The following is a 22,615-nucleotide window of genomic DNA, read 5'->3' as shown; positions in this document are numbered from 1 at the left end:
CTCGACGCGCAAGGCGGCGGCGCACAGGGACGGGTCGCCCGCGCCGCTGGGACGACCTGCTCGTGCCGTGGCTCGTGGCGGCCGTCGCCGGGATCGCGTACGTCGCGCTCGCCTGGCCGGGCTGGCGGGACGTCGCGACGCCGTCGTGGGACCTGGGCATCTTCACCCAGCTCGCCCGCGCGTACAGCGAGGGCGGGCCACCGGTCGTCGACATCAAGGGGCCCGGGTTCAACCTGCTCGGCGACCACTTCCATCCGATCCTCGTCGCCCTCGGGCCGCTGTACCGGCTGCACCCGTCGGGCTGGACGCTGCTCGTCACGCAGGCGGTGCTGCTCGCGCTCAGCGCGGTGCCGATCACGTCGGTCGCCCGGCAGATGATCGGGCGGGCCGCCGGGACGGTCCTCGGCGTCGGCTACGCGTTCTCGTGGGGCCTGCAGGGCGCGGTGCTCGCCCAGTTCCACGAGATCGCGTTCGCCGTGCCGCTGCTCGCCCTGTCGCTCGCCGCGTTCCTGCGCGACCGCCCGCTGGCGGCCGCGCTGTGGGCGGCGCCCCTCGTCCTCGTCAAGGAGGACCTTGGGCTCACCGTCGCGGCGCTCGGGGTGGTCATGGTCTGGCGCGCCGCGCCGGCACGCACCAGGACACCGGCCCGGGCCACCGCCGGCAACCACGCGCCCGCAGGTGGCCGGGCGCCCGCGGAGACCCTCCCGACCGGGTCCCTGTGGCGAGAGGCGCTCGCCACGAGGGCGGGCCGGATCGGGGCCGCGCTGGCGGTGTGGGGCGTGGTGTGGGTCTTCCTCGCCGTCGTGGTCATCCTGCCGCTGCTCAACCCGGGCGGCTCCTACGACTACGTCGACCGCATCGGCGAGGAGCACGCCGACTGGTTCGCCACCGCGGTGACGATCCTGTGGGCGCCCGTCAAGGTCGTCACACTCGCCCTGCTCGCGCTCACCGCCGGGCTCCTGGGCGTCCGCTCCCCGCTGATGTGGCTCCTGCTGCCCACGCTGGCCTGGCGGTTCGTCGGGAACGTCCCCTACTACTGGGGGTGGGAGTGGCACTACTCGGCGATCCTCATGCCGGTGGTGGTGGCCGCGCTCGTCGACGTCGTGCGGTCGCCCGCGCGTCCCCGGCTCGCCCGGGCCGTCGCCGTCGGGGTCTCGGTCACGAGCACGCTCGCCGTGTGGCCCACCCTGCCGCTGGTGACGACCTTCGCCGACGGCGCACCCCGGCCGAGCCCGCGCATCGAGGCTGCGCACGACGCCGTCGCGGCCGCGAGCGCCGTCCGGCCCCGCGACGGCGACGAGCCGGTCGTCGCCGCCGACATCTTCCTGCTCGCCCAGCTGGTCCCGACCACGCGCGTGCACTGGATCGGCAACGACGGCAACCCGGTGCCCGACGCCGTCGTGCTCGACACGTGGCGTCGCGAGCCCGGCGACCAGGACGTCGAGGTCGTCGCCGAGCGCGAGTTCCCCGGGTGGGACTTCGAGGTGGTCCAGGACGAGGACGGGTACGCCGTCGCCGCGCTGGTCGGTCCGCGGGACTGAACGGCGCAGCCGCGCCCGCGCGCACCCGTCCTATGGTGGGTGGCTCCGCCCGGAGGACCGGGCCCGGGTCGTCGAGGAGGTACCCCACCGATGTCACGCCTGATCGCCAGGACCGCACCGCGCGCCGGACGCCGGGACGCATCCGCCCGGCGGCCCGCCGTGCGCGCACGCGCCACGGCGGTGGCCGTGCTCGCCTCGCTCGGCCTCGCGCTCACTGCGACCCCGGCCCTGGCGCACGACACGCTCGTCGAGTCCGACCCCGCGGACGGGGACACCCTCGAGGAGGCACCGACGGGAGCGGTCCTCACGTACTCCGCCGAGCTCACGCCGAGCGGCGGCGTCGCCGTGCTGCAGGGCCCCGACGGCGAGGAGACCGAGCTCGACGAGCCCACCTACGACGGGCGCGACGCCATCTGGGAGCTTCCCGAGATCGAGGACGGCGAGCAGACCCTCGTCTGGTCGGTCATCTCCTCCGACGGCCACCGCATCGAGGGCGAGATCCCGTTCACGGTGACGACCTCCGGCGACGACGAGACGCAGAGCGACGACGCCGGGACGTCCGGTACCGACGACGACGCGACGACGGAGGACACCGCCGAGGGCGCCGCGACCGACGACGCCGGGGCCGCCGGCTCCGAGGACGACGCGACGACGGAGGACACCGCCGAGGGCGCCGGCGACGGGACGGACGCGTCCGACGAGGACGGCACGTCCGACGACGGGGCCGACGACGCCGCCGCGTCGGAGGACGACACCGGGTCCGACGACGACTCGTGGCTGCCCGGCAGCCGCAACGCATGGATCATCGGCGGCATCGCCCTGGTCGTCGCGGCGGGCGCCGCCGTGTGGTTCGTCGCGGTCCGCAACCGCGGCGACGGCGCGGACGGCAAGGGCCGCGGCGAGGACGACGGCGACGCCACCGTCTGAGACGGGTTCAGGGACGCGGGACCCGTCGCACGACGCGCGGTCCGGCCCGTGCGACCGGCCCACCTCGCCCCGCGCCGAGGCGTGTCGCACGGTCTGATCACCGGCCGCGGTGCGGGTGCGGCGGTGCCACGATGGGGGGATGGAGACTCCCACCGCCACCGCGGTCAGCCGCGCCGCGCACCTGCTGCGGCCCGTCGTCCGCCGCACGCCGCTCGAGTCGAACCCCCGGCTGTCCGAGCGGGCCGACCACCGGGTGCTCCTCAAGCGCGAGGACCTGCAGCTCACGCGGTCCTACAAGGTCCGCGGCGCCTACACGGTGATGGCGGCCCTCGGCGAGGAGGAGCGCGGCGCGGGGGTCGTCTGCGCCTCGGCAGGCAACCACGCGCAGGGTGTCGCGCTGGCGTGCTCCCGCCTGTCCATCCACGGCACGGTCGTGCTGCCGGGGACGACGCCCCGTCAGAAGCGCGCCCGCATCGACGAGATCGGCGGACCCTGGGTGACCACCGTCGTCGTCGACGGCCCGTTCGAGGACGCCGACACGCGTGCCCGCGAGCTCGCCGCCGAGCAGGGCCTGACCTACGTGCACCCGTTCGACCACCCGCTGACGATCGCCGGCCAGGGCAGCGTGGGGGTCGAGATCGCCGAGCAGAGTGCGGAGCACGGCGAGAAGCCGGGTGTCGTCGTCGTGCCCGTGGGGGGTGGCGGTCTGCTCGCCGGCGTCGCCCTCGCCCTGAAGAACCGGGTACCCGGGGTGCGGATCGTCGGCGTCGAGCCCGAGGGCGCCGCCTCGATGCAGGCCGCCCTCGCGGCCGGCGGTCCCGTGCGGCTGCCCGAGGTCGACGCGTTCGTCGACGGCGCCGCGGTCGCACGGGCGGGGCGCGTCCCCTTCGAGATCGTCCGGGACCTCGTCGACGAGGTGGTCTCCGTCCCCACCGGCGCGGTGTGCACCGAGATGCTCGCCATGTACCAGACCGACGGGATCATCGCCGAGCCCGCCGGCGCCCTCGCCACGGCCGCGGTCTCCTCCGGAGTGGTCGAGATCGGCGACGGCGGGCCGGCCGTCTGCCTCGTCTCGGGCGGGAACAACGACGTCTCGAGGTACGCCGAGATCGTCGAGCGCTCCGCGATCCACGAGGGTCTGCGCCACTACTTCCTCGTCACGTTCCCCCAGGAGCCAGGCGCGCTGCGCAGCTTCCTCGAGGACACCCTGTCCGGGGACGAGGACATCATCCACTTCGAGTACACGAAGAAGAACAATCGGGAGACCGGCCCGGCACTCGTCGGGATCGACCTCGCCCGCGCCTCCGACCGCGCCGGGCTGGAGGACCGGATGGAGCGCTCGCCGATGCGCATCGAACGCCTCACGCTCGGCAGCGGCGTGCTGGGGATGTTGCTGTGACCGGGGCGGACGGGACCGCGGGCGGCGCCGGGGCCACCGGAGACGCCGGCCCGACCGACGACGGCCTGGGCCCCACCACCCGGCTCGTCCTCGCCGCCGCGCGGGCGTACGCGGCGCTGCCGGGGGTGGTCGGGGTCGCCGCGGGCGGCTCGCTGGCCACGGGCCAGGAGGACGCCCGTTCCGACGTCGACCTCTACGTCCTGTCCGACGGCGCGCCCCCGCCCGTGCCCACCCGGGCCGCCGTCGTCGACGCGCTGGGCGGCGCGCGACGGCTCGACCTCGACCAGCGGTACTGGGACACCACCGACATGTGGACCCACGCCTCCGGGCTGGACCTCGACGTCATGTACTGGGACACGGCCTGGGTCGCCGACCGGCTCGACGCCGTCCTCACGCGCCACGAGCCGTCCGTCGGCTACTCCACGGCGCACTGGCACACGGTGCGGCACTGGCTGCCGGTGGCCGACCCGGCCGGCCACGTCACTCGCCTCCGGGGCCGGGCCCAGGCGGACTACCCCGAGGAGCTGCGCGCGGCGATCGTCGCCCACGGGTGGCCGTTGCTGCGCGGCACGATCACGAGCTTCCCGGCCCAGATCGCCACCGCCGCGGCCCGGGGCGACCTCGTGGCCCTCAACCACCGCGTCGCCGAGCTCCTCGCGATGGTCCACGACCTGGTGCTCGCGGTCAACCGCCGCACCCACCCCGGCGAGAAGCGGCTCGGCACCCTCGTGCCGGCGCTGTGCGGGTCGCTGCCGGCCGGCTTCGCCGAGCGGACGGGCGCGGTGCTCACCGCCGCGGCCGACCCCGGCTCCGTCACGGGCGCCGTGGACGCCCTCGTCGACGCGGTCGGGGCCTGGCTGCGCGCGGAGATCCCGGACGCGCTGACGCCGTAGCCCGGCGCCCGCCGGTCAGCGGGTGTGCCGCCCGGAGCCCGACGACGTCGGCTGCTCCTCGTGCACCGGCTCGCCCGCGGCGTGCCTGCCGCCGGTCGACCCGCCACCGGCCGGCGCGGGCTGCTGCTCGACGAGCGCGGCACCCTCGACGTCGACGTTCGGGACGACCTTGTCGAGCCACCTCGGCAGCCACCAGGCCGACCGGCCGAGCAGGTGCAGGGTCGCGGGGACGATGAGCATGCGCACGACGAACGCGTCGAACAGGACGCCGACCGCGAGCCCCACGCCGAAGGACTTGATCATCACCGAGTCCGAGCTGATGAAGCCGGCGAAGACCGCGATCATGATGAGCGCGGCGGCCGTGACGACGCGGCGCCCGGCGCGGAACCCCTCGGCGACGGCGACCCGCGCGGACGCGCCGTGGACGTACGCCTCCCGCATGCCCGTGGTGAGGAAGAGCTGGTAGTCCATCGCCAGGCCGAACAGCACGCCGACCACTATCACCGGCAGGAAGCTGAGGATCGGCCCCGTCGAGTGGACGCCGATGAGCTCGGCGAGCCAGCCCCACTGGAACACCGCGGTGGCCACGCCGTAGGTGGCGAACAGCGACAGGACGAACCCGGCCGTGGCCACGAGCGGCACGAGGATCGACCGGAAGACGGTGACCATGATGAGGAACGACAGCCCGACGACGACGGCGAGGTAGACCGGCAGCGCGTCGGACAGGCCCTCGGAGATGTCGATGTTGATGGCGGACTGCCCGGCGACGCCGAGCTCGTACTCGCCGTTCACGGGCGGCAGGGAGCGCAGGTCGTGGACGAGGTCGGCCGTCGACTCGCCGTTGGGGTCCTCCTCCGGCAGGACCTGGAACGAGGCGAGCGTGCCGTCCTCGGAGACCGCGATCGGTGCGACGGCGACGACCGCCTCCTGGTCCGCGATCTCGCGCACGACCTCGAGCTGCGCCTGGAGCAGCTCGGTCTCGTCCAGGTCGCCCGGCAGGTCCGCGGTGACGAGCAGCGGCCCGTTCGCCCCCTCGCCGAACTCCTCGGAGACGATCTGGTGCGCGCGGTAGGCGTCGGACTCCTGCGGCTCGTTCTCGCCGGTGGGCAGGCCGAGGCGCATGTCGAGCGCCGGGATCGCGACGACGAGCAGCGCGACGACTCCGACCAGCACCCGCGCGATCGCGGAGCCCGTCGGCATCGGGCGCGCGGGCTCCTGCCCGGGCGTGGTCGAGGCCGGGGAGGCGCCGGCCGCGGTGTCGGCCGCCGCCGCGAGCGCCGCCTCGCGGCGCTCGCGACCCTTGCGGCCGAGCATGCGGGTGCCGGCCAGCGAGAGGAGCGCCGGCGTCGCGGTGACGGCGAGCAGCACGGCGACGACGATGCTCACCGCGCCGGCGGTGCCCATGACGCCGAGGAACGGGATCCCGACGACGTTGAGGGCGAGCAGCGCGAGCACGACCGTCGACCCGGCGAAGACGACCGCGGTGCCGGCGGTGCCGGTCGCGAGCGCGATGGACCGGCGCACCTCGGTGCCCTCGAGCAGCTGGGTGCGGTGCCGGTTGATGAGGAACAGCGCGTAGTCGATGCCGACCGCGAGGCCGAGCATCACGCCGAAGACCGGCGTCACCGACGACATCTGGATGACGCCGGAGAAGGCGAGGGTGGTGAGGGAGCCGATCCCGACCCCGGTGATCGCGGTGACGATGGGGAAGGCGGCGGCCAGCGCGGAGGCCAGCACCACGACGAGCACGATCGCGGCGATGACGACGCCGATCACCTCGCCGACGCCGAGGACCTCGGGGACGGTCATCGACAGGTCGGAGGCCGGGACGATCTCCACGCCCTCGATCTCGGCGGCCTCGACCACGTCGACCACCGCCTCGCGGGAGGCGTCGTCGAGCTCGAGCATCGGCTCGGTGAAGGACACGGTCAGGCGCGCGGTGGAGGCGTCGTCCGAGACGACGCCGATGCCCTCGGCGTGCTGGAGGAGCTCGGTGCCCAGCTCGAGCTCGGTGCGGCCGGCGTCGAGCTCGGCCTGGCCGGACTCGAGCTCGGCCCGGCCCTCGTCGATCCGCTCCTGCTCGGCGTCGAGCTCGGCGCGACCGGCGTCGATCTCGGCCTGGCCCGCCTCGATCTCCTCGGTCGGTGCGCCGGCCGCCTCGGCCTGCTCGCGCGCCTCGTCGAGGCTCGCCTGCTCCTGGTCCAGGGCGGCGCGGCCCTCGTCCAGGAGCGCCTGCCCCTCCTCGAGCTCGGCCGCACCGGCGTCCAGCTCGGCCTGTCCCGTCTCGAGGTCCGTGGCGCCGGTCTCGAGCTCGGCCGCCTGCCCCTCGAGCTCGCCCTGGGTGACGAACGGGTCGACGACGGCGGCGACGTCGTCCTGCTCCTCGATGTCGGCGCCGAGGTCGGCGACGGCCGCGATCTGCTCGTCGGTGAAGGAGCCGTCCTCGGAGCGGAGGACGACCGTCCCGGTCGCGCCGCTCTGGTCGGGCAGCTCCTCCTCGAGCTCGGCGATCACCTCGGACGACGCGGTGTCGGGGATGTCGAAGGAGCCCGAGAGGGTGCCCGCGAACGCCGCGAACGCGCCTCCGGCGAGGACGAGGACCGCGAGCCAGGCGCCGAGCACCGCCTTGGCGTGCCGTGCGGCGAACGTCCCTACCCCGTACAGCCATCCGGCCATGCGCGCCCTGCTCCTCCGTGTCGACATGAGAACGCCCGCTGCACGCGGGCATCGTCGGCTAGGCTAAGACGAGACGTTTCGTCTCGTCAACGCGATGCCGCCTATGGTGACGACCGGAACACGCACGAAAGGACCCACGACGACATGAGCTCGACGCGCAGCGGCCCCGTGCGATCCGAGGCGGCCCGGCTCGCGATCCTCCAGGCCACCGCGCGCCTGTTCGGCGAGCAGGGCTACGACGCCATGACGATCGCCGGGATCGCGGTCGAGGCCGGTGTCGGCAAGCAGACGATCTACCGGTGGTGGCGCTCGAAGGCCGACCTCGTGGCCGAGTGTCTCGTCGAGGGCATGCTCCTGCCCGAGAGCGTGGTCGCGCCGGACACCGGCGACCTGCGCCGGGACCTCACGGACTGGGTCCTCGTCGTCTTCCGCACGATCGGACGGCCGGAGGGCGAGGGCATCCTGCGCTCGCTGGTCTCCGCGAGCATCGAGAGCGCGGACATCGGCCTGCGCGTCCGCGAGAGCCTGACCGGTGAGGAGTCGATGGTCGGGCGCCTGCGAGCCGCGACCGGCACGGGCGCCAACCTCTACCCCGGCGCGCCGCTCGACGAGATCGCCGAGGCGCTCGTCGGGTCGGTCGTCCTGCGCGTCCTCAGCCGCACCCCGCCGGACCGCAGCGAGGCCGGCCGGATGGTCGATGCCGTCATCGGCCCGCCACCCGGCGAGTGAGCGCGATTCTGCCCGCCCTCGATGACGAGTGAGCGCAGTACTGCCCGGCGCAGCGAGCGGACCTCGGCCCGGCACAGCGCAGAGCGGCCGGGGCCGCCACGGACAGAGCCTCTCCCGGTCCGACACCTATCCTGGGGGCCATGAGTCCCCGCCTGACGCCCGGACGATGGGTGCCGAGCGCGCGACGCCGACGCAACCGCACCACCGGCCTCGTCCTCTCGGGAGGCGGCTCCCGCGCCGACTTCCACCTCGGCGCGCTCCGCTACCTCTACGACGAGGTCGGCATCGCGCCCCGCGTGATGGCGGGGGCCTCCGCCGGCGCGATCGTGGCGGCGATCATCGCTCAGGGATCGACGCGGGACGAGCAGCGCGCCTGGCTCGACCACCTCGACACGCTGTGGCGGGCGATGGACTCCCCCGATGCGATGTTCGTGCCCCAGCCGTGGTGGAAGACGCTCAGCGAGCGTGGGCCCAGCTACCTCCAGCTCCTCGACCCCATCAACCGGGGCACCGGCCAGCGCACCACCACGCCCGCGGGCACGGTGCCGGAGACCGCGGCGGAGGCCCGCGCCGGCCGGTCGACCGCCGCCGAGGAGCCCGGCGGCTGGACCGCCGCCCAGATCGTGCAGATGATCGGCAACCTGCCGGCGCTCGGCCGGGCCGGCGGCGAGCTCGCCTCGATCCTGCGCGGCGCCGCGCAGGCCGGCTCGATGTACACGCCCGGACCCGTGGTCGACTCCCTCATCGACGCCGAGACCTTCGACCCCGCGCGGGTCCGGGCCTCCGGCGTCGTCCTGCGCATCGCGATGGTCGGCCTGCAGTCCGGCGAGCTGCGGTTCGCCGACCAGGACGGCGTGCTGCGCGACCGGGGCGACGTCCCGGTGCTCGGCGACGACGGCGAGCCGGTCACCGCCACCGACCTCACCCTCGCCGTGTGGGCCTCGTGCGCGATCCCCGCGGTCTTCGAGCCCATCCCGATCGCCGGCGAGCACTACATCGACGGCGGCGTGCGCGAGAACCTGCCGGCCGACGTCGTCATCGACAAGCTCGGCGTCTCCGACGTCTGGGCCGTCGTCTGCCACCCGCCCGGCGCCGACGCCGGCGAGGCCCGGGTGGGCACCGACATCGTCTCGGTGATGATGCGCACGGGCACCTCGATCATGTCCGACGAGCAGCTGCGCGACGAGGTCGTCTTCGCCCGCAAGTCCGGCGCGAAGGTCGTCCACGCGACCGTCGACGTCCACGACACCATGACGGTCGACCGGGGCCTCACCGCACTCATGGCCGACCACGGGTGGATCCGCGCCGCCCAGACCCACCTGTCGGCCACCGAGGGCGACGAGGACGCCGGTTCCGCCCTCATCCGCGCGCGGCGCCGGGCCTGGGAGATCGAGGAGCTGCTGCTCGCCCCGGACGGTTCCGGACGCGTCCAGCAGTCCGACGGCGCCTCCGGGCTCGCCGGCCTGGCCCGCCCCGGCACCGCGGCGGGACCGCCGGCACGGCCGGGCGCGGGACCGGCGACGTCCCGCCCGTCGGCTCCCGGGGCCGCACCGGCCACGCCGGACCCGGGCGGGCGTCACCCCGCGCAGCGGACCGACCTGCGCGCCGAGCTGCGCCGCCTGCTCCACCGCGGGCCGGCGAGCGAGCCCCGCACCGCCCTCGTCGACGAGCTCACCGAGGTGAAGAACGAGGTCCGCGACCTGCTCGAGGTGCTGCCGGCCGGCCACGTCCCGGCGCACGCGGACACGTGGTGGCGCACGTGGGAGACGCACGGCGAGCACATCGACGCCCCGCCGATGTGGCGGATGGACGACTCCACCGAGCTCGGGGGCGCCTGACCGCGCTCGCGCGGCCGCGCCCTCCGGTGGGACGCTGGGCTCATGCGAGCCACCGTCCTTGCCGCCGCCCACGACGTCCGGGTCGAGGAGCGACCCGACCCCGCCCTGCTGGCCCCGACGGACGCGGTGGTCCGCATCGCCGCGGCGTGCGTCTGCGGCTCCGACCTGTGGCACTACCGGGGTGTCGTCCCCGTGAAGGCGCCGCGCACCATCGGCCACGAGGCGGTCGGCATCGTCGACGAGGTCGGCGCCGAGGTGCGCACCGTGCGCGCCGGCGATCTCGTCGTCGTGCCCTTCGCGTACTCGTGCGGCGCGTGCTTCGCCTGCCGCCACGGCATCCAGACCTCGTGCGAGAGGGGCGGGTTCTGGGGCGCCGAGGACGGCGACGGGCTGCCCACCGGCCACCTCCAGGCCGAGGCCGTGCGCGTCCCGCTCGCCGACGGCACCCTGGTGGCCGCCGGCCTGGACGCCGCCGACGTCGACGATCACCTCCTCGCCCACCTCCTCACGCTGTCCGACGTCATGGCGACGGGCCTGCACGCCGCCCGCTCGGCCGGCCTGCGCGAGGGTGCGACGGTCGCCGTGGTGGGCGACGGCGCCGTGGGGCTGTCGGCCGTCCTCGCGGCGGCCTACCTCGGCGCGTCCCGGGTCGTCGCGTTCTCCCGCTACCCCGACCGCCAGGAGCTCGCGCGGCGGTTCGGCGCGACCGACATCCTCACCACGCGCGGCGACGACGCCGTCCACGAGCTCACCGACCTGCTCGGCGTGCCGGGCGCCGACGTCGTGCTCGAGGCCGTCGGGACCGACGAGTCCATGGACCAGGCCATCGCGTGCGCACGGCCGGGCGGCACGGTCGGGTACGTCGGCGTGCCCCACGGCGTCACCCGCGGGATCCGGCCACGCTCCCTGTTCAGCCGCAACGTGGCACTCGCCGGGGGCGTCGCGCCCGCCCGCGCCTACGTCCCCGAGCTGCTGGCGGACGTGCGGGCCGGGCGCATCGAGCCCGGAGCCGTCTTCACCGCGACCGAGCCGCTCGACCGGGTGGCCGAGGCCTACGCCGCGATGGACGAGCGCCGCGAGATCAAGGTGATGGTCCGGCCGTAGCGGGACGGACGGGGGCGTCGGGGCCGGGCGGGACCGGCCCGGATCACCCCTGGCTGGGCAGCCGGTTCCGGCCGAACTCCTGGGAGAAGGCGGGGCCGGTGACGGCGAGCTCGCGCTCGAAGGCCGCCCGCCACGTGCCGTACGGCTCGACCGCCAGGTGCTCGTTGCCGAACCTCGGGTCCTCGGTCACCTCGGTCACGCAGAAGTCGGGCACCACCAGGTCGACGACGGGGCCGCCGCGCTCGCACTCGGCGACGACCAGCGGCGCGTTGGCGCCGGCGAACTCGTCGATCACCCAGCCGTCGTCACCGAGCCAGACCGAGTGCCGGAGCTTGACCACGTGGTGCCGCCCGCGTCGGACGAGCTCGACGGCGACGCCCGGGTCCAGCTCGCGCTCCGCCTCGTAGCGCGTGCCGCCCACGTGCGGTCCCTTGGCGGTGAGCGCGGCGAACTCCACGCGCGGCGCCAGCTCGTCGAGCACCTCCTCGGTCCCGTCGAGGTCGGCGGGGTGCAAGCCGGCGCCCGGCCCCTGGACGCGCACCCGCACCGCGTACCCCTCGTCGGCGAGCAGGTAGGCCTGGACGATGAGCACCGGGTCCGCCTCGGCGGCCACGATCTGCGGGAGGCCCGCGCAGACGAACTTGCGCTCGAACTCGAAGTCCCCGTAGCCGGTGTCGCTCATGACCCGAACCTACTGCCCCGACCACCGGGCGCGGCCACGACCCAGCGGATAGCGTGTGGACGTGCCCTCCCTCCGCCCCCTGCGTCGCGCCCTCGGCAAGGCTCTGCTCGCCGCCGCGCGGTACCGCCTCGTGGCCACCGACGTCACCGAGCCACGGGCGATCTTCATCGGGGCGCCGCACACGGCCCAGCTGGACTTCGTCCTCATGCTCGGCATCGCGTGGTCGCGCGATCTCACGCCGAAGGTGCTGATGAAGAAGGAGTACTTCGACGGCGTGGCGGGCCCGTTCTTCCGTGCGCTCGGCGGGATCCCCGTGGACCGGGGCAACCCGGAGGGCCTGGTGGCGGATCTGGTGGCCCGCTCCGCTCGCGGCGAGGCGTTCCACCTCGTCATCACCCCGGAGGGCACGCGCGGACGCCGGGAGCACTGGAAGTCCGGCTTCTACCGGATCGCGCGCGCGGCCGACCTGCCGGTCATCCTCGGCTTCCTCGACTCGGTCACCCGCACCACCGGGCTCGGCCCCAGGCTTCGCCTCACCGGCGACGTCCGTGCCGACATGGACGTGATCCGCGCCTTCTACGCCGACAAGGTGGGCGTCCACCCCGAGCTCGGCACGCCGCCGTCCCTCGCGGACGAGGAGACGGCGACGTACGCGACGACCGCGCCGTCCGACTGACCAGCCGGCCCCGGAGGGTCCCCATGCGCACCATCGTCCTCACCGGCGCCAGCGACGGGATCGGCGCGGCCGCCGCGGAACGGCTCGCCGGAGACTCCGTGCGGCTCGTCGTCGTGGGCCGCTCCCCCGAGAAGACCCGTGCCGTGGCCGAGCGCGTCGGCGCCGAGCACCACGTCGCCGACTTCACCAGCCTCGACGAGGTCCGCGCCCTGGCCGAGGACCTCGACCGCAGCCTCGACCGGATCGACGTGCTCGCCAACAACGCGGGCGGCTTCTTCGACGGGCCCGTCCGGACCGCCGACGGGTTCGAGAAGACGTTCCAGGTCAACCACCTCGCCCCGTACCTGCTGACGAACCTGCTGCGGACGAAGCTGGTCGCGAGCAGCGCGAGCGTGGTGGCGACCGCCAGTGTCGCGAACGCCGTCTACGCCCGCCTCGACCTCGACGACCTCGAGAGCGCGGCCGACTTCCGTGCCGACCGCGCGTACGGCAACGCGAAGCTCGCCAACATCTTGTTCACGCGGGGGCTGCACGCCGCACTTCACCGCCAAGGGATCTCGTCGGTCGCCTTCCACCCCGGAGTCGTCGCGACGAGCTTCGGCGCCGAGACCGTGGGCTACATGCGCCGGATGTACCACGGTGCGCTCCGGCCGCTGCTCACCCGGCCCGAGCGCGGTGGCGCGACGCTGGCGCACTTCGTCGACGACACGCCGGGCACCACCTGGCGCTCGGGCCGCTACTACAACGACCGGCGCCGGCCCGGCCTCCTCAACCGAGCGGCGAAGGACCCCGCGATCGTCTGCCGGCACTGGGAGCTGTCCGCCGAGATGCTCGACGTCGACTGGTCGCTCGCGTAGGCCCGGCGCCGGCCGGCCCGGCTACCGCAGCCGGTAGCGGGCCACGAGCAACGAGTCGGACCGCAGCAGCGAGACCAGCTCAGCGCCGCGCGTGGCCTCGGGCGCGCCGAGCACCATCCGCCGCCCCGTGCCGCCGGCGACGACCGGTGCGTAGCTGACGAGCATCTCGTCCAGGGCGTCCGCCGCGACGAGGGCCCCCAGCAGGGTGGGCCCGCCCTCGGTGAGGATCCGCGTGTGCCCCCGCTCGCGCAGGGCGTCGACGACGGCGCGGCCGTGGACGCCGCCTCCCTCGCCCGGCGGCAGCAGCACGACCTCGGCAGCCTCCTCGAGCGCCGCCACGCCCTCCGGCTCGGCGCCGGTGACCGTGAGGACGAGGGGCCGTTCGGGCGCCTCGCGGAGCATGGCGGAGCTCGGGTCGAGGTCGAGGCTCGTCGACACGACCGCGAGACGGGGGTGGTCGCTCTGGCCGGCGGCCCGGCGTCGTGCGACGCCGACCTCGTCGGTGCGCACCGGGCCGTACCCCTCGGTGCGGACGGTGCCCGCCCCGACGAGCAGGACGTCGGCGGCGCTGCGGGCCAGGTGCAGGTGGGCCTGGTCGACCGGGTCCGACAACCCGCCGGCGCGGCCGGCCATCGTCAGGGAGCCGTCGATCGACGTCACCATGTTCGACCGCACGCCGGGCTCGAGGTAGGTCGCCGCGAGGTCGTCGGCCGTCACGGTGGCGGGCTCGGGCCACATCCGCTCGAAGAGTGCGCCGGGGACCGTCTCGCGGGGCTCGTCGTCCATACCGACGAGGCTAGCCGCGCCACCACCACCGGCCGTGACCGCCGGACGTGGCCGCTGCCGGCCGGCCGGAGACGGACCGACCGGAGGACGGGCACCGGCACGACGCGCGCCGGGGGCGACTACGGTGGCGGCATCGCCCCCGCGCCCGGGAGACCCACGCCCGGGAGACCCACGTCAGGGAGACCCATGTCCGACGCCTTCCGCACCACGCTGGCCGACGCCGACCGCCCGCTCGTCCTCTCGGTCGACATCGGGTCGACGGCCACCCGGGCAGGGCTGTACGACGCGGCGGGCCGCCCGCTGCGCGACGCACGACAGAAGGTGTCGCACACCTTCACGACCGACGTCGACGGCACCTCGACGATCGACGCCGACCAGGTGGTCGCCGAGGTCTCCGAGGTCGTGGGCGCGGTCACCGACGCCGTCCCCGAGGGTGGGATCGCGGGCGTCGGTCTGGACTCGTTCGCCGCGTCGCTCGTCGGTGTCGACGCCACCGGCAAGGCCGTCACGCCGTGCTACACGTACGCCGACTCCCGCTGCGCGCCCCAGGTCGCCGAGCTGCGCACCAAGCTGGGCGAGTCCGAGCTCCAGCAGCGCACCGGCACGCGCCTGCACACGAGCTACCTCGCGCCGCGCCTGCGCTGGCTGCGGGACACCGAGCCGGAGCTGTTCGCCGCCGTCGACCGGTGGATGTCGCTGCCCGAGTACGTCCACCTGCGGCTGCTCGGCGTCGCCGTCGCGAGCACGCCGGCGGCCTCGTGGACGGGGCTGCTCAACCGGCGCACCGGCGAGTGGGACACGCAGCTGCTGCGGCTGTCGGGGATCCGGCGCGCCCAGCTCTCCCCCGTCCAGGACCCGGCCGTGGCGATCACCCCCACGCCCGGGGCCGCGTCGTCGGTCGCCCGGACCTGGCCCGCGCTGGCCGACGCGCAGTGGTTCCCCGGCATCCCTGACGGTCTCGGCTCCAGCCTCGGCGCCGGCGGCACGGGCAGCTCGACGGCCGTCCTCTCGGCCTCCACGACCGGCGCGATGCGACTGCTCGTCGAGACGATCCCCGCGACGCTCCCCCCGGGCCTGTGGGGCTACCGGGTCGACGACGGGCACTCCCTGCTCGGCGGTGCGCTCAGCGACGTGGGTAGCGCCGTGACCTGGCTGCGCGAGAACATCCGGGTCGACGACGACCTCGACGACGTGCTCGGGCCCGAGCCGGTGTCCTCGACCCCGCTGGTCCTGCCCTTCCTGTCGGGCGAGCGGTCGACCGGCTGGTCGGCGGGCGCGCTCGGCACCGTGCTCGGCATCTCGGCGGCGCACACGCCGACGGACCTCGCGCGCGGGCTGCTCGAGGGCGTCGCGCTGAGCTACGCGCGCGTCGCGAAGCAGCTGCGCGAGGTGGCCGGCATGCCGTCGGAGATTCGCGTGAGCGGCGGTGTGATCGGTGGGGTGCCCGGCTTCGCCCAGCTCCTCGCCGACGTCCTCGGCGCTCCCGTGACCCCCGTGACCTACAAGCGCACGACCATGCGCGGGACGGCGCTCCTCGCGCTCCGGGAGCTCGCGCCCGACGTCGACCGCGCCGTGGGGCCGCTCGGCGAGCGGTGCGAGCCAGTCCCGGCCCGCACCGCGCACTACGCCCGCCGCCTCGCCCAGCTCGAGGACGCCTACGCCGCGGTCACGCCGCTCTGACCGCTAGAGGCCCGGCTGGCCCTGCGGCGCCCCCGGCTGCCACTGGCCCGGCTGGCCCTGCGGCGCCCCCGGCTGCCACTGGCCCGGCTGACCCTGCGGCGGCCCGGGCTGCCACTGACCAGGCTCCCCCTGCGGGCCGCCCTGCGGCTGCGCCTGCCCGCCACCGGCGCGCTGGATCCGGCCGAGGATCTGCTGCTCGATGGCCTGGTAGGCCGGCAGCTCCTTCTTGGCGACGGTGAACTCCCAGTGGTTGCCGTCGCGCATCGTCACGTGGACGGCGTAGAACGAGCGGCCGGCCTGCTCGTGCCAGATCCGGTCGAGGGCGGAGTAGTCGAACGACGCGAAGACCCGCTCCGGGATCCACCTGCCGAACCCGGCCCGCGCGACGATGCAGACCGCCGCCGTCGGCGTCAGCGCCCACACCACCGGCCCCTCGGGCGGGAACGGCATGCCCAGGACGTGCCCCCCGGGCCGGACCTCGGTCTTGATGACCGCGTCCGCGACCAGCGAGCCCACGGAGAACTTCTTCGGCCCCTTGTCCATGCTCTGCGCGACCCAGTTCTGACCGTCCCTGGGGAGCATGGGCACGGCGTCCTCGGGCGCGTACCCGAGCACCTCCGCGACCTTGGCGACGAGCTTGGCGTTCGACATGGGTTCTCCTCGACGGTGGGCGTACGACGGGCCGGGGTGCTCCGGCCACCGGAAACCTAGCGCGGTCGGCGCCGCCGCGAGCGTGGTGGGAGGCGCGTGGACGGACCGCGGACCGTCGCCGCCGAGGATTCGCAGACGATTGTGCGGCCATTCCCAGGGTCCGTCCAGGTTCGCCCGGTGTGGTCTACACATGAACAGTTTCCCGGAGGACACCGACCCGAACTGGCGCGTTCAGGGCGCGTGCACCGACCTGCCCACCGACGACTTCTTCCCCGAGGGTCAGGGCAAGGCCGTGGACGCACAGGTGGCCCGGGCCAAGGCCGTCTGCGCGAGCTGCCCGGTGGCGCAGACGTGCCTCGAGTTCTCGCTCCGGACGAATCAGCCCTTCGGCATCTTCGGCGGCACGACGCCGTCGGAGCGTCGGGCGATCCGGAAGGAGCGTCGCATCGTCGCTGCGTAGGGCGGGTGGGCCGCCCCGCAGGGGACGGGGGATGAGAGCCACAGGGACGCTTGGTACACGGACCCACGGCTCTCACGAAGAAGGGGATCCATCACCCCGGGGGGAGTGGTGAGATCACCGGGGCCGGTGGCGGTCGACAGACCGCCACCGGCCCTTTCGTGCGTCCTGAGGACCGGGACCCCTGCCGACGTGGGGCGGCTACACCTCGCCGAGCCGCGTGCCGTCGACCACGCGGCCGTCGACGTCGTCGGCGCGCACCACGACGTCGCCGGTGACGACGACGTCCGCACCGAACGTCACGTCCCCCTCGACGGCGAAGGACCGGGCGCCGCGCAGCGACGGCGGGCCGGCCGGGAACCGCTCCTCGAGCGCGGCGACGAGCGCGTAGACGTCGCGGTCGAGGTCGATGTCGGGAGCCGGGTCGGCGCGGGCGACCAGCCGTGCGTCGTCGTCGAGGTCGTAGGCGTCGGAGCGCACCAGCAGCAGGTCGTCGGTCGTCTTCACCGGCAGGAAGCGGTCGCGGCCCACCTCCAGGGCGACGGCGCCGTCGAACAGCTCGATCGCGGCACCCATCGCGGTCTCGACCTGGACGACCCGGGTCGAGGTCTTGTCGGCCGGGTCGACGGACTTGACGTTGCGGATGAGCGGCAGGGCGAGCACGCCGTCGCGCTCGGTGAGCGCCGCGTCGAGCGCCTCGAGGTCGAACCACAGCGAGTTCGTGTTGAAGTACCGGTGCCGGTCGACGTCGCGGAAGGCCGCCAGGTCCTCCTCGTCGGTCTGGGCGATCTCGCGCAGGACCAGCCGGTCGTCGTCGGTACGGACGGCCAGGTGCCCGCCCTTGCGGTCGGCCCGCGTGCGGCGGCACACCTCCATGGCGAACGGGGCGCCGCTCGCGGCGAACCAGCCCGCGAGGCGGCCGTCCGGCGTCGCCCCGAGGTTGTCGATGTTGGACACCGACAGGTAGCGGTACCCGGCGTCGAGGAGCGTGCGTGGCAGCCCGACGTCGTGCAGCACGGTGTAGAGGTCGCCGTGGCCGGGTGGCGCCCACTCCAGGTCCGGGTCCTCCGGCCACTCGACGGGCGCGAGGTCGTCCTCCCGCAGGCGCGGCACCCGGTTCTGCACGAAGTCGGCCGGGAGCCCCTCGACGGCGACGTCCGGATGGGCGGCGAGCGCCTCGCGCGTCGGCTCCTGGGTCCGGAAGGACTGCATGAGGATGAGCGGGAGCGTGGCGCCGGAGGAGGCTCGGGCGCTGCGGACCTGCTCGATCACGAGGTCGAGGAACGAGCGCCCGTCCCGGACCGGCAGCAGCGACTTCGGCCCCGTCATCCCCATCGACGTGCCGAGCCCCCCGTTGAGCCGCACGAGCGCGGTGGCCCGCAGCGCGGCGTCGGCCGCCTCCTCGTCGACCTCGACGTCCGCGAGGCGCGGGACGTCGTCGAGCGGGCTGAGCGTCGACTCGGGCACCGTGCCCGACGCCCCCCGCCCGAGATCCTCGTAGTGGGCGGCGAAGACACGACGGGCGGTGGCGGAGGTGCCGGCGTCGGCCATCTTCCGGAGCGCGGCGTCGAGACCGGAGTCAGTCATCCCCGCACGCTACCGCCGCACCCTGCCCCCCGCCCGGCGGCACGACCGCCGCCCCGGCCTGGCAGGATGTGCCTCGCCCGCCGACCACCGCGGCGACGGGCGAGTGCATCCGTGGAGGATCGATGAGCACCAGCGACATGAGCGACCACCGCCGGTCCTTCCCCGTAGGGCTGGTGATGCTCGGCGTCGCCGCCGTCACGGTCATCGCGATGGCCGGTGTCCAGACGATCAGCTCGATCATCGCGCCGGCGTTCTTCGGCCTGACGATGATCGTCACCGCGCGCCCGCTGATCGTGTGGCTGCGCAAGTACCTCCACCTGCCCGGGTGGCTGGCGACGCTGATCATGCTCCTGGCGATCTACCTCATCCTGCTCTCGATCATCGGTGGCATCGCCTACGGGGTGGCGGAGACGGGCCAGCTGCTGGCTCGGCAGGAGTACCGCGAGACGTACCAGCAGATGTACGAGGACTCCTTCGCCTGGCTGACGAGCCTCGGCCTGGACGTCTCGAACTTCGAGCAGTACCTCTCCGGCATCGACTTCAACCAGATCCTCGGCGTGGTCAGCGGCGCCGCCAACATGCTCACCTCCGGCACCTCGCAGGCGGTGCTGTTCGTCGTCGTCACGGCGTTCATGGCGTTCGACACGATCAACGTCCGCGGTCGCACCGAGTCCCTGCGGGAGGCGGCCCCCTACCTCACCGACGCCCTGACCGGCTTCTCCTCGCAGGTGCGCAAGTACTGGATCGTCTCCACGGTTTTCGGCGCGATCGTCGCGATCGGCGACGGCATCGCGCTGACCGTCATGGACGTGCCGCTGGCCTGGACGTTCGCGCTGTTCGCGTTCGTCACCAACTACATCCCCAACATCGGGTTCTTCATCGGCCTGATCCCGCCGGCCCTCGTCGGGCTCCTCGACGGCGGGGTGAGCACGATGATCTGGATCATCGTCATCTACACCGTCATCAACAACGGCTTCCAGACGTTCATCCAGCCGAAGGTGACGGGCGACGCCGTCGGGCTCAACTCCGCGGTCACGTTCCTCTCGCTGGTCTTCTGGACCTCGATCGTGGGCCCGCTCGGCTCGATCCTCGCCGTCCCGCTCACCCTGTTCGCCAAGGCCGTCCTCATCGACTCCGACCCGCGCACCAAGGTGTTCGCCGTGTTCCTGCAGTCCGGGGACAAGAAGGTCACCGGCACCCAGACCGAGCTCGACGCCTCCGAGAGGCTCCGGGCGGAGCGGCGCGGGCGCAACGCCCGGCGCGAGGAGGCCAACGGTGGCGCCGGGGACCGGGTGCGGTCCAAGTCCGACGAGATCACCGTCGGCGAGCTGCGGCGCGCCCGTGCCGGCTCCGGCTCCGGCTCCGGCGGGCACCCGCTCACCCCGACGACGCCGGCCGTCCCGGGAGCGACCCGGGCCGTGACCTCCGACGGTGCGACGGCCTGGGCCCCCGACGGCGAGCGCGAGGGCGGCAGCGGCGAGCGCGCGGCCGGCGGCGGCCGCTCCCCCGCCCCGACCGACACGCGGCCCGTCCGCCAGGCACCGCGGTCGGGCGGCCCGGACGACCGGCCCGCGGCGCCCGGACCGGCCGGGCAGCAGCCTCGCCCGGACGCGCAGGCCGGCGGCCAGGCGCCGCCACGACGGACGGGGACCACCGGTCCGGCGCGACCCGACGACGCCGGGACTGCGGCGCCCGGACCGGACGATCCGCGGTAGCGGACCGGACGATCCCCGGTAGCGAGGCACCGGGATCGTCCCGAGAGGTGGTCCCCGGTCGCCGTCGACGCGCCGGGCCCGTCACACTTGTCGCATGACACCTGCTGACGACCACCACGTCACACTGGCCTCCGGCGTGACCATCCCGCAGGTCGGGTTCGGCACGTTCCAGATCCCGCCGGAGAAGACCCAGTCCGCCGTCGAGCACGCGCTCGGGTACGGCTACCGGCACATCGACACGGCCGCCGCCTACAACAACGAGGCCGGCGTCGGGGCGGCGCTGCGCGGCTCCGGGCTCGCACGCGACGACATCTTCGTCACCACCAAGCTGCGCAACGGCGAGCAGGGGCGGGACTCCGCGCTGCGCGCCTTCGACGACAGCCTCCAGCGCCTGGGCGTCGACGTCATCGACCTCTACCTCATCCATTGGCCGGTCCCGAGCAAGGACCTCTACGTCGAGACCTGGCGGGCCCTCGCGGAGATCCTCTCGAGCGGAGCCGTCCGATCCATCGGCGTGTCCAACTTCCTGCCCGAGCACCTCGAGCGGCTCGCCGAGGAGACCGGGGTCCTGCCCGACGTCAACCAGATCGAGGTCCACCCGACCTACCAGCAGCACGCCACGCTCGAGGCCACCCGGTCGGCCGGCATCGCCGTCGAGGCCTACTCGCCGCTCGGCCAGGGCGCCGACCTGCAGTCCGAGGAGGTCGCCGAGCTCGCGGACGCCCACGGCGTCACCCCCGGCCAGGTCGTGCTCCGGTGGCACGTCCAGCACGGCCACATCGTCATCCCGAAGTCCGTCAACCCGGCGCGCATCGAGGCGAACCTCGACCTGTTCCGGTTCGAGCTGAGCGCCGACGAGATGGCCGTGCTCGACCGCATGGACGGCGAGGGGCGCGTGGGTCAGGACCCGCACACCTTCGACCGGTCCCAGATCCGGGCCTGACGCCCGGCAGGACCCCGACGACGGCGGGGGCGCGGTCACACCCGACCGCGCCCCCGCCGTCGTCCGTGTCCGCCTCTGCCGCCGTCGTCCGTCCCTGCCGCGGCATCAGCGTCCCGGATCGTGGTCCGCGCGCGGTGGGCGATGACGGAAGGCCCGGTGCGGCGTATTCTCGGCTGCCAAGCACGGCACCGACCGGTGCCGGTACTCACCACCCCGGAGGGTTTCCCCACGTGTCTGTCCCCCTCGCGTACGTCGTCGCCGGCTCCGAGGCGACCGGCGGCGCCGGCATCCAGGTCGACCTCAAGACGTTCCAGCAGCTCGGCGTCTACGGCGTCGGGACCCTGACCTGCATCGTCAGCTTCGACCCGAACAACGGCTGGGGCCACCGGTTCGTCCCGGTCGAGCCCCAGGTCATCGCCGACCAGATGGAGGCCGCGACCTCCGCGCACGATCTGCGCACGGTGAAGATCGGCATGCTCGGCACGCCCGCGACGATCGACACCGTCGCCGCCGGCCTCGGCGCGCAGGAGTGGGACAACGTCGTGCTCGACCCGGTCCTCATCTGCAAGGGGCAGGAGCCGGGCGCGGCGCTCGACACCGACAACGCGCTGCGCGAGCAGATCCTCCCGTTCGCCACGGTCATCACCCCGAACGTGTTCGAGTCGACGATCCTGTCCGGCGCCGACTCGATCGGCACCGTCGACGAGCTCGTCGAGGCGGCCAAGGTCATCGGCGCGCACGGCCCGCAGTACGTCTACGCCAAGGGCGGGGCGGAGCTGCCCGGGGACGAGGCCGTCGACGTGCTGTGGGACGGCACCGACGTCCACGTCTTCTCCGCGCCGAAGATCGGCGAGCACCGCGTGTCCGGCGCCGGCTGCACGGTCGCCGCGGCGATCACGGCCGAGCTCGCGCGGGGGACCGAGATCCACGACGCCGTGCAGGTCGCCAAGGACATGGTCACCACCGGCATCCGCGCACGCGTGTCGGCCGCCACCCCGTTCGACACCGTGTGGCAGGGCGCCTACACCCGCTGACCCTCGGGTGCCGCGCCGGGTCGCGCGGAGCCCCCCGGCCGGCCCGTCACGGCCGGTCCGTCACGGTCGAGGTCACCGGCCCGTCACGACTCGGGGCGACCCGGGCCGCGCGCGTCAGCGGCGGTTGTTGCGGGTCGACCACCAGCCGATGAGCACCCACATGAGGGCGATGATCGGCGCGCCGATCCACAGGTAGAGCTGCTCGGCACCGGTGCCGCCCACCCAGATCCAGCCGATGCCCCACGCCATCGTGAGGACGACCGCCACGACGGAGACGAGGCGAATGGTGTCCTGCGGCTGCTCGGCGGCCGTGCTGCTGGGTTCCGTGGTCATGAGCTCGCTCCTGGTCTCGTGCGGAAGGGGGAGGGAATCGTCTCGGTGTCCGGCAGTACCGCGACCAGGACCCGCACCGATCGGACCTGGTCGCAGCTCAACGTGAC

The 22,615-nt window shown here is 74.2% G+C and carries 20 protein-coding genes; 14 read left to right on the top strand and 6 right to left on the bottom strand.

Features of this window, described 5'->3' with window-relative positions; all coding sequences use genetic code 11:
- Positions 1-62: 62 nt before the first annotated feature.
- The 4 genes from ACZLKG_RS01365 (at position 63) to ACZLKG_RS01350 (ending at position 4,760) form a co-directional block, all read left to right on the top strand.
- On the top strand, positions 63-1,541 hold the full coding sequence (locus ACZLKG_RS01365; protein WP_463647661.1) for a DUF2079 domain-containing protein: 1,479 nt from the start codon (positions 63-65) through the stop codon (positions 1,539-1,541).
- 90 nt (positions 1,542-1,631) lie between these two features.
- Positions 1,632-2,468: a copper resistance CopC family protein gene (locus tag ACZLKG_RS01360; RefSeq protein ID WP_463647660.1), complete on the top strand. Its 837-nt coding sequence runs from the start codon at positions 1,632-1,634 to the stop codon at positions 2,466-2,468.
- Positions 2,469-2,607: 139 nt separating this feature from the next.
- Positions 2,608-3,867: a threonine ammonia-lyase IlvA gene (ilvA, locus tag ACZLKG_RS01355; protein WP_425707406.1), complete on the top strand. Its 1,260-nt coding sequence runs from the start codon at positions 2,608-2,610 to the stop codon at positions 3,865-3,867.
- Positions 3,864-4,760, top strand: coding sequence for a DUF4037 domain-containing protein (locus tag ACZLKG_RS01350; RefSeq protein ID WP_425707405.1), 897 nt, complete (start codon positions 3,864-3,866; stop codon positions 4,758-4,760). Before ilvA ends, ACZLKG_RS01350 begins: the two co-directional genes overlap by 4 nt.
- A 15-nt stretch (positions 4,761-4,775) precedes the next feature.
- Here the strand turns inward: ACZLKG_RS01350 and ACZLKG_RS01345 are convergent, their stop codons facing one another.
- Entirely contained in the window at positions 4,776-7,436 is a 2,661-nt protein-coding gene (locus ACZLKG_RS01345) for an MMPL family transporter (protein WP_463647659.1), read from the bottom strand.
- A gap of 144 nt (positions 7,437-7,580) precedes the next feature.
- Between ACZLKG_RS01345 and ACZLKG_RS01340 the strand changes: the two genes are divergently transcribed.
- The 3 genes from ACZLKG_RS01340 to ACZLKG_RS01330 all read left to right on the top strand — a co-directional run bounded on the left by ACZLKG_RS01340 (position 7,581) and on the right by ACZLKG_RS01330 (position 11,107).
- Positions 7,581-8,165, top strand: a complete 585-nt coding sequence (locus ACZLKG_RS01340) for a TetR/AcrR family transcriptional regulator (protein ID WP_463647658.1) — start codon at positions 7,581-7,583, stop codon at positions 8,163-8,165.
- Between the two features lie 140 nt (positions 8,166-8,305).
- On the top strand, positions 8,306-10,003 hold the full coding sequence (locus ACZLKG_RS01335) for a patatin-like phospholipase family protein (RefSeq protein WP_463647657.1): 1,698 nt from the start codon (positions 8,306-8,308) through the stop codon (positions 10,001-10,003).
- 42 nt (positions 10,004-10,045) lie between these two features.
- The gene (locus ACZLKG_RS01330; RefSeq protein ID WP_463647656.1) at positions 10,046-11,107 is read left to right on the top strand and encodes a zinc-binding dehydrogenase; all 1,062 of its coding nucleotides are present in this window, start codon (positions 10,046-10,048) and stop codon (positions 11,105-11,107) included.
- 43 nt (positions 11,108-11,150) lie between these two features.
- On the opposite strand, the gene ACZLKG_RS01325 is transcribed toward ACZLKG_RS01330, so the two are convergent.
- Complete coding sequence (locus tag ACZLKG_RS01325) at positions 11,151-11,789, bottom strand: CYTH domain-containing protein (protein WP_425707400.1); 639 nt, start codon at positions 11,787-11,789, stop codon at positions 11,151-11,153.
- 61 nt (positions 11,790-11,850) lie between these two features.
- Between ACZLKG_RS01325 and ACZLKG_RS01320 the strand changes: the two genes are divergently transcribed.
- Together ACZLKG_RS01320 and ACZLKG_RS01315 are read left to right on the top strand one after the other, a co-directional pair.
- The gene (locus ACZLKG_RS01320; RefSeq protein WP_463647655.1) at positions 11,851-12,465 is read left to right on the top strand and encodes a 1-acyl-sn-glycerol-3-phosphate acyltransferase; all 615 of its coding nucleotides are present in this window, start codon (positions 11,851-11,853) and stop codon (positions 12,463-12,465) included.
- A 23-nt stretch (positions 12,466-12,488) separates the two neighbouring features.
- Complete coding sequence (locus ACZLKG_RS01315) at positions 12,489-13,322, top strand: SDR family NAD(P)-dependent oxidoreductase (RefSeq protein ID WP_463647654.1); 834 nt, start codon at positions 12,489-12,491, stop codon at positions 13,320-13,322.
- A 21-nt stretch (positions 13,323-13,343) separates the two neighbouring features.
- Here ACZLKG_RS01315 and ACZLKG_RS01310 read toward each other — a convergent pair whose 3' ends face one another.
- Positions 13,344-14,108 carry a dihydrofolate reductase family protein gene (locus tag ACZLKG_RS01310; protein WP_463647653.1) on the bottom strand — a complete coding sequence of 255 codons (765 nt, stop codon included), beginning with the start codon at positions 14,106-14,108 and terminating at the stop codon, positions 13,344-13,346.
- Between the two features lie 186 nt (positions 14,109-14,294).
- Here ACZLKG_RS01310 and ACZLKG_RS01305 point away from each other — a divergent pair, with 186 nt between their 5' ends.
- Complete coding sequence (locus tag ACZLKG_RS01305) at positions 14,295-15,788, top strand: gluconokinase (protein WP_463647652.1); 1,494 nt, start codon at positions 14,295-14,297, stop codon at positions 15,786-15,788.
- A 3-nt stretch (positions 15,789-15,791) separates the two neighbouring features.
- On the opposite strand, the gene ACZLKG_RS01300 is transcribed toward ACZLKG_RS01305, so the two are convergent.
- Entirely contained in the window at positions 15,792-16,439 is a 648-nt protein-coding gene (locus ACZLKG_RS01300; RefSeq protein WP_463647651.1) for a hypothetical protein, read from the bottom strand.
- A 190-nt stretch (positions 16,440-16,629) separates the two neighbouring features.
- Here ACZLKG_RS01300 and ACZLKG_RS01295 point away from each other — a divergent pair, with 190 nt between their 5' ends.
- Positions 16,630-16,899 carry a WhiB family transcriptional regulator gene (locus ACZLKG_RS01295; RefSeq protein WP_425707394.1) on the top strand — a complete coding sequence of 90 codons (270 nt, stop codon included), beginning with the start codon at positions 16,630-16,632 and terminating at the stop codon, positions 16,897-16,899.
- Positions 16,900-17,097: 198 nt separating this feature from the next.
- Here ACZLKG_RS01295 and ACZLKG_RS01290 read toward each other — a convergent pair whose 3' ends face one another.
- Complete coding sequence (locus ACZLKG_RS01290) at positions 17,098-18,483, bottom strand: UTP--glucose-1-phosphate uridylyltransferase (RefSeq protein ID WP_425707393.1); 1,386 nt, start codon at positions 18,481-18,483, stop codon at positions 17,098-17,100.
- Positions 18,484-18,605: 122 nt separating this feature from the next.
- Between ACZLKG_RS01290 and ACZLKG_RS01285 the strand changes: the two genes are divergently transcribed.
- The 3 genes from ACZLKG_RS01285 (at position 18,606) to ACZLKG_RS01275 (ending at position 22,175) form a co-directional block, all read left to right on the top strand.
- A complete protein-coding gene (locus ACZLKG_RS01285) occupies positions 18,606-20,198 on the top strand; it encodes an AI-2E family transporter (RefSeq protein ID WP_463647650.1) in 1,593 nt (530 codons plus the stop codon).
- A 94-nt stretch (positions 20,199-20,292) separates the two neighbouring features.
- Positions 20,293-21,141, top strand: coding sequence for an aldo/keto reductase (locus ACZLKG_RS01280; RefSeq protein WP_463647649.1), 849 nt, complete (start codon positions 20,293-20,295; stop codon positions 21,139-21,141).
- 230 nt (positions 21,142-21,371) lie between these two features.
- A complete protein-coding gene (locus ACZLKG_RS01275; protein WP_425707390.1) occupies positions 21,372-22,175 on the top strand; it encodes a hydroxymethylpyrimidine/phosphomethylpyrimidine kinase in 804 nt (267 codons plus the stop codon).
- Between the two features lie 114 nt (positions 22,176-22,289).
- Here ACZLKG_RS01275 and ACZLKG_RS01270 read toward each other — a convergent pair whose 3' ends face one another.
- Complete coding sequence (locus ACZLKG_RS01270) at positions 22,290-22,508, bottom strand: hypothetical protein (RefSeq protein ID WP_425707389.1); 219 nt, start codon at positions 22,506-22,508, stop codon at positions 22,290-22,292.
- Positions 22,509-22,615 lie beyond the last annotated feature (107 nt).

The organism is Georgenia sp. Z2081, assembly GCF_055326445.1.
Note: the sequence above shows the minus strand (reverse complement) of the source record. Positions and strands in the feature narration are given on the sequence as shown.

What these genes read in the sequence shown, in the direction of transcription:
- ACZLKG_RS01360 (WP_463647660.1), top strand. Translation starts at nt 1,632, where the DNA reads ATGTCACGCCTGATCGCCAGGACCGCACCGCGCGCCGGACGCCGGGAC.
- ilvA (WP_425707406.1), top strand. Translation starts at nt 2,608, where the DNA reads ATGGAGACTCCCACCGCCACCGCGGTCAGCCGCGCCGCGCACCTGCTG.
- ACZLKG_RS01345 (WP_463647659.1), bottom strand. Translation starts at nt 7,436, where the DNA reads ATGGCCGGATGGCTGTACGGGGTAGGGACGTTCGCCGCACGGCACGCC.
- ACZLKG_RS01340 (WP_463647658.1), top strand. Translation starts at nt 7,581, where the DNA reads ATGAGCTCGACGCGCAGCGGCCCCGTGCGATCCGAGGCGGCCCGGCTC.
- ACZLKG_RS01335 (WP_463647657.1), top strand. Translation starts at nt 8,306, where the DNA reads ATGAGTCCCCGCCTGACGCCCGGACGATGGGTGCCGAGCGCGCGACGC.
- ACZLKG_RS01330 (WP_463647656.1), top strand. Translation starts at nt 10,046, where the DNA reads ATGCGAGCCACCGTCCTTGCCGCCGCCCACGACGTCCGGGTCGAGGAG.
- ACZLKG_RS01325 (WP_425707400.1), bottom strand. Translation starts at nt 11,789, where the DNA reads ATGAGCGACACCGGCTACGGGGACTTCGAGTTCGAGCGCAAGTTCGTC.
- ACZLKG_RS01315 (WP_463647654.1), top strand. Translation starts at nt 12,489, where the DNA reads ATGCGCACCATCGTCCTCACCGGCGCCAGCGACGGGATCGGCGCGGCC.
- ACZLKG_RS01310 (WP_463647653.1), bottom strand. Translation starts at nt 14,108, where the DNA reads ATGGACGACGAGCCCCGCGAGACGGTCCCCGGCGCACTCTTCGAGCGG.
- ACZLKG_RS01305 (WP_463647652.1), top strand. Translation starts at nt 14,295, where the DNA reads ATGTCCGACGCCTTCCGCACCACGCTGGCCGACGCCGACCGCCCGCTC.
- ACZLKG_RS01300 (WP_463647651.1), bottom strand. Translation starts at nt 16,439, where the DNA reads ATGTCGAACGCCAAGCTCGTCGCCAAGGTCGCGGAGGTGCTCGGGTAC.
- ACZLKG_RS01295 (WP_425707394.1), top strand. Translation starts at nt 16,630, where the DNA reads ATGAACAGTTTCCCGGAGGACACCGACCCGAACTGGCGCGTTCAGGGC.
- ACZLKG_RS01290 (WP_425707393.1), bottom strand. Translation starts at nt 18,483, where the DNA reads ATGACTGACTCCGGTCTCGACGCCGCGCTCCGGAAGATGGCCGACGCC.
- ACZLKG_RS01285 (WP_463647650.1), top strand. Translation starts at nt 18,606, where the DNA reads ATGAGCACCAGCGACATGAGCGACCACCGCCGGTCCTTCCCCGTAGGG.
- ACZLKG_RS01280 (WP_463647649.1), top strand. Translation starts at nt 20,293, where the DNA reads ATGACACCTGCTGACGACCACCACGTCACACTGGCCTCCGGCGTGACC.
- ACZLKG_RS01270 (WP_425707389.1), bottom strand. Translation starts at nt 22,508, where the DNA reads ATGACCACGGAACCCAGCAGCACGGCCGCCGAGCAGCCGCAGGACACC.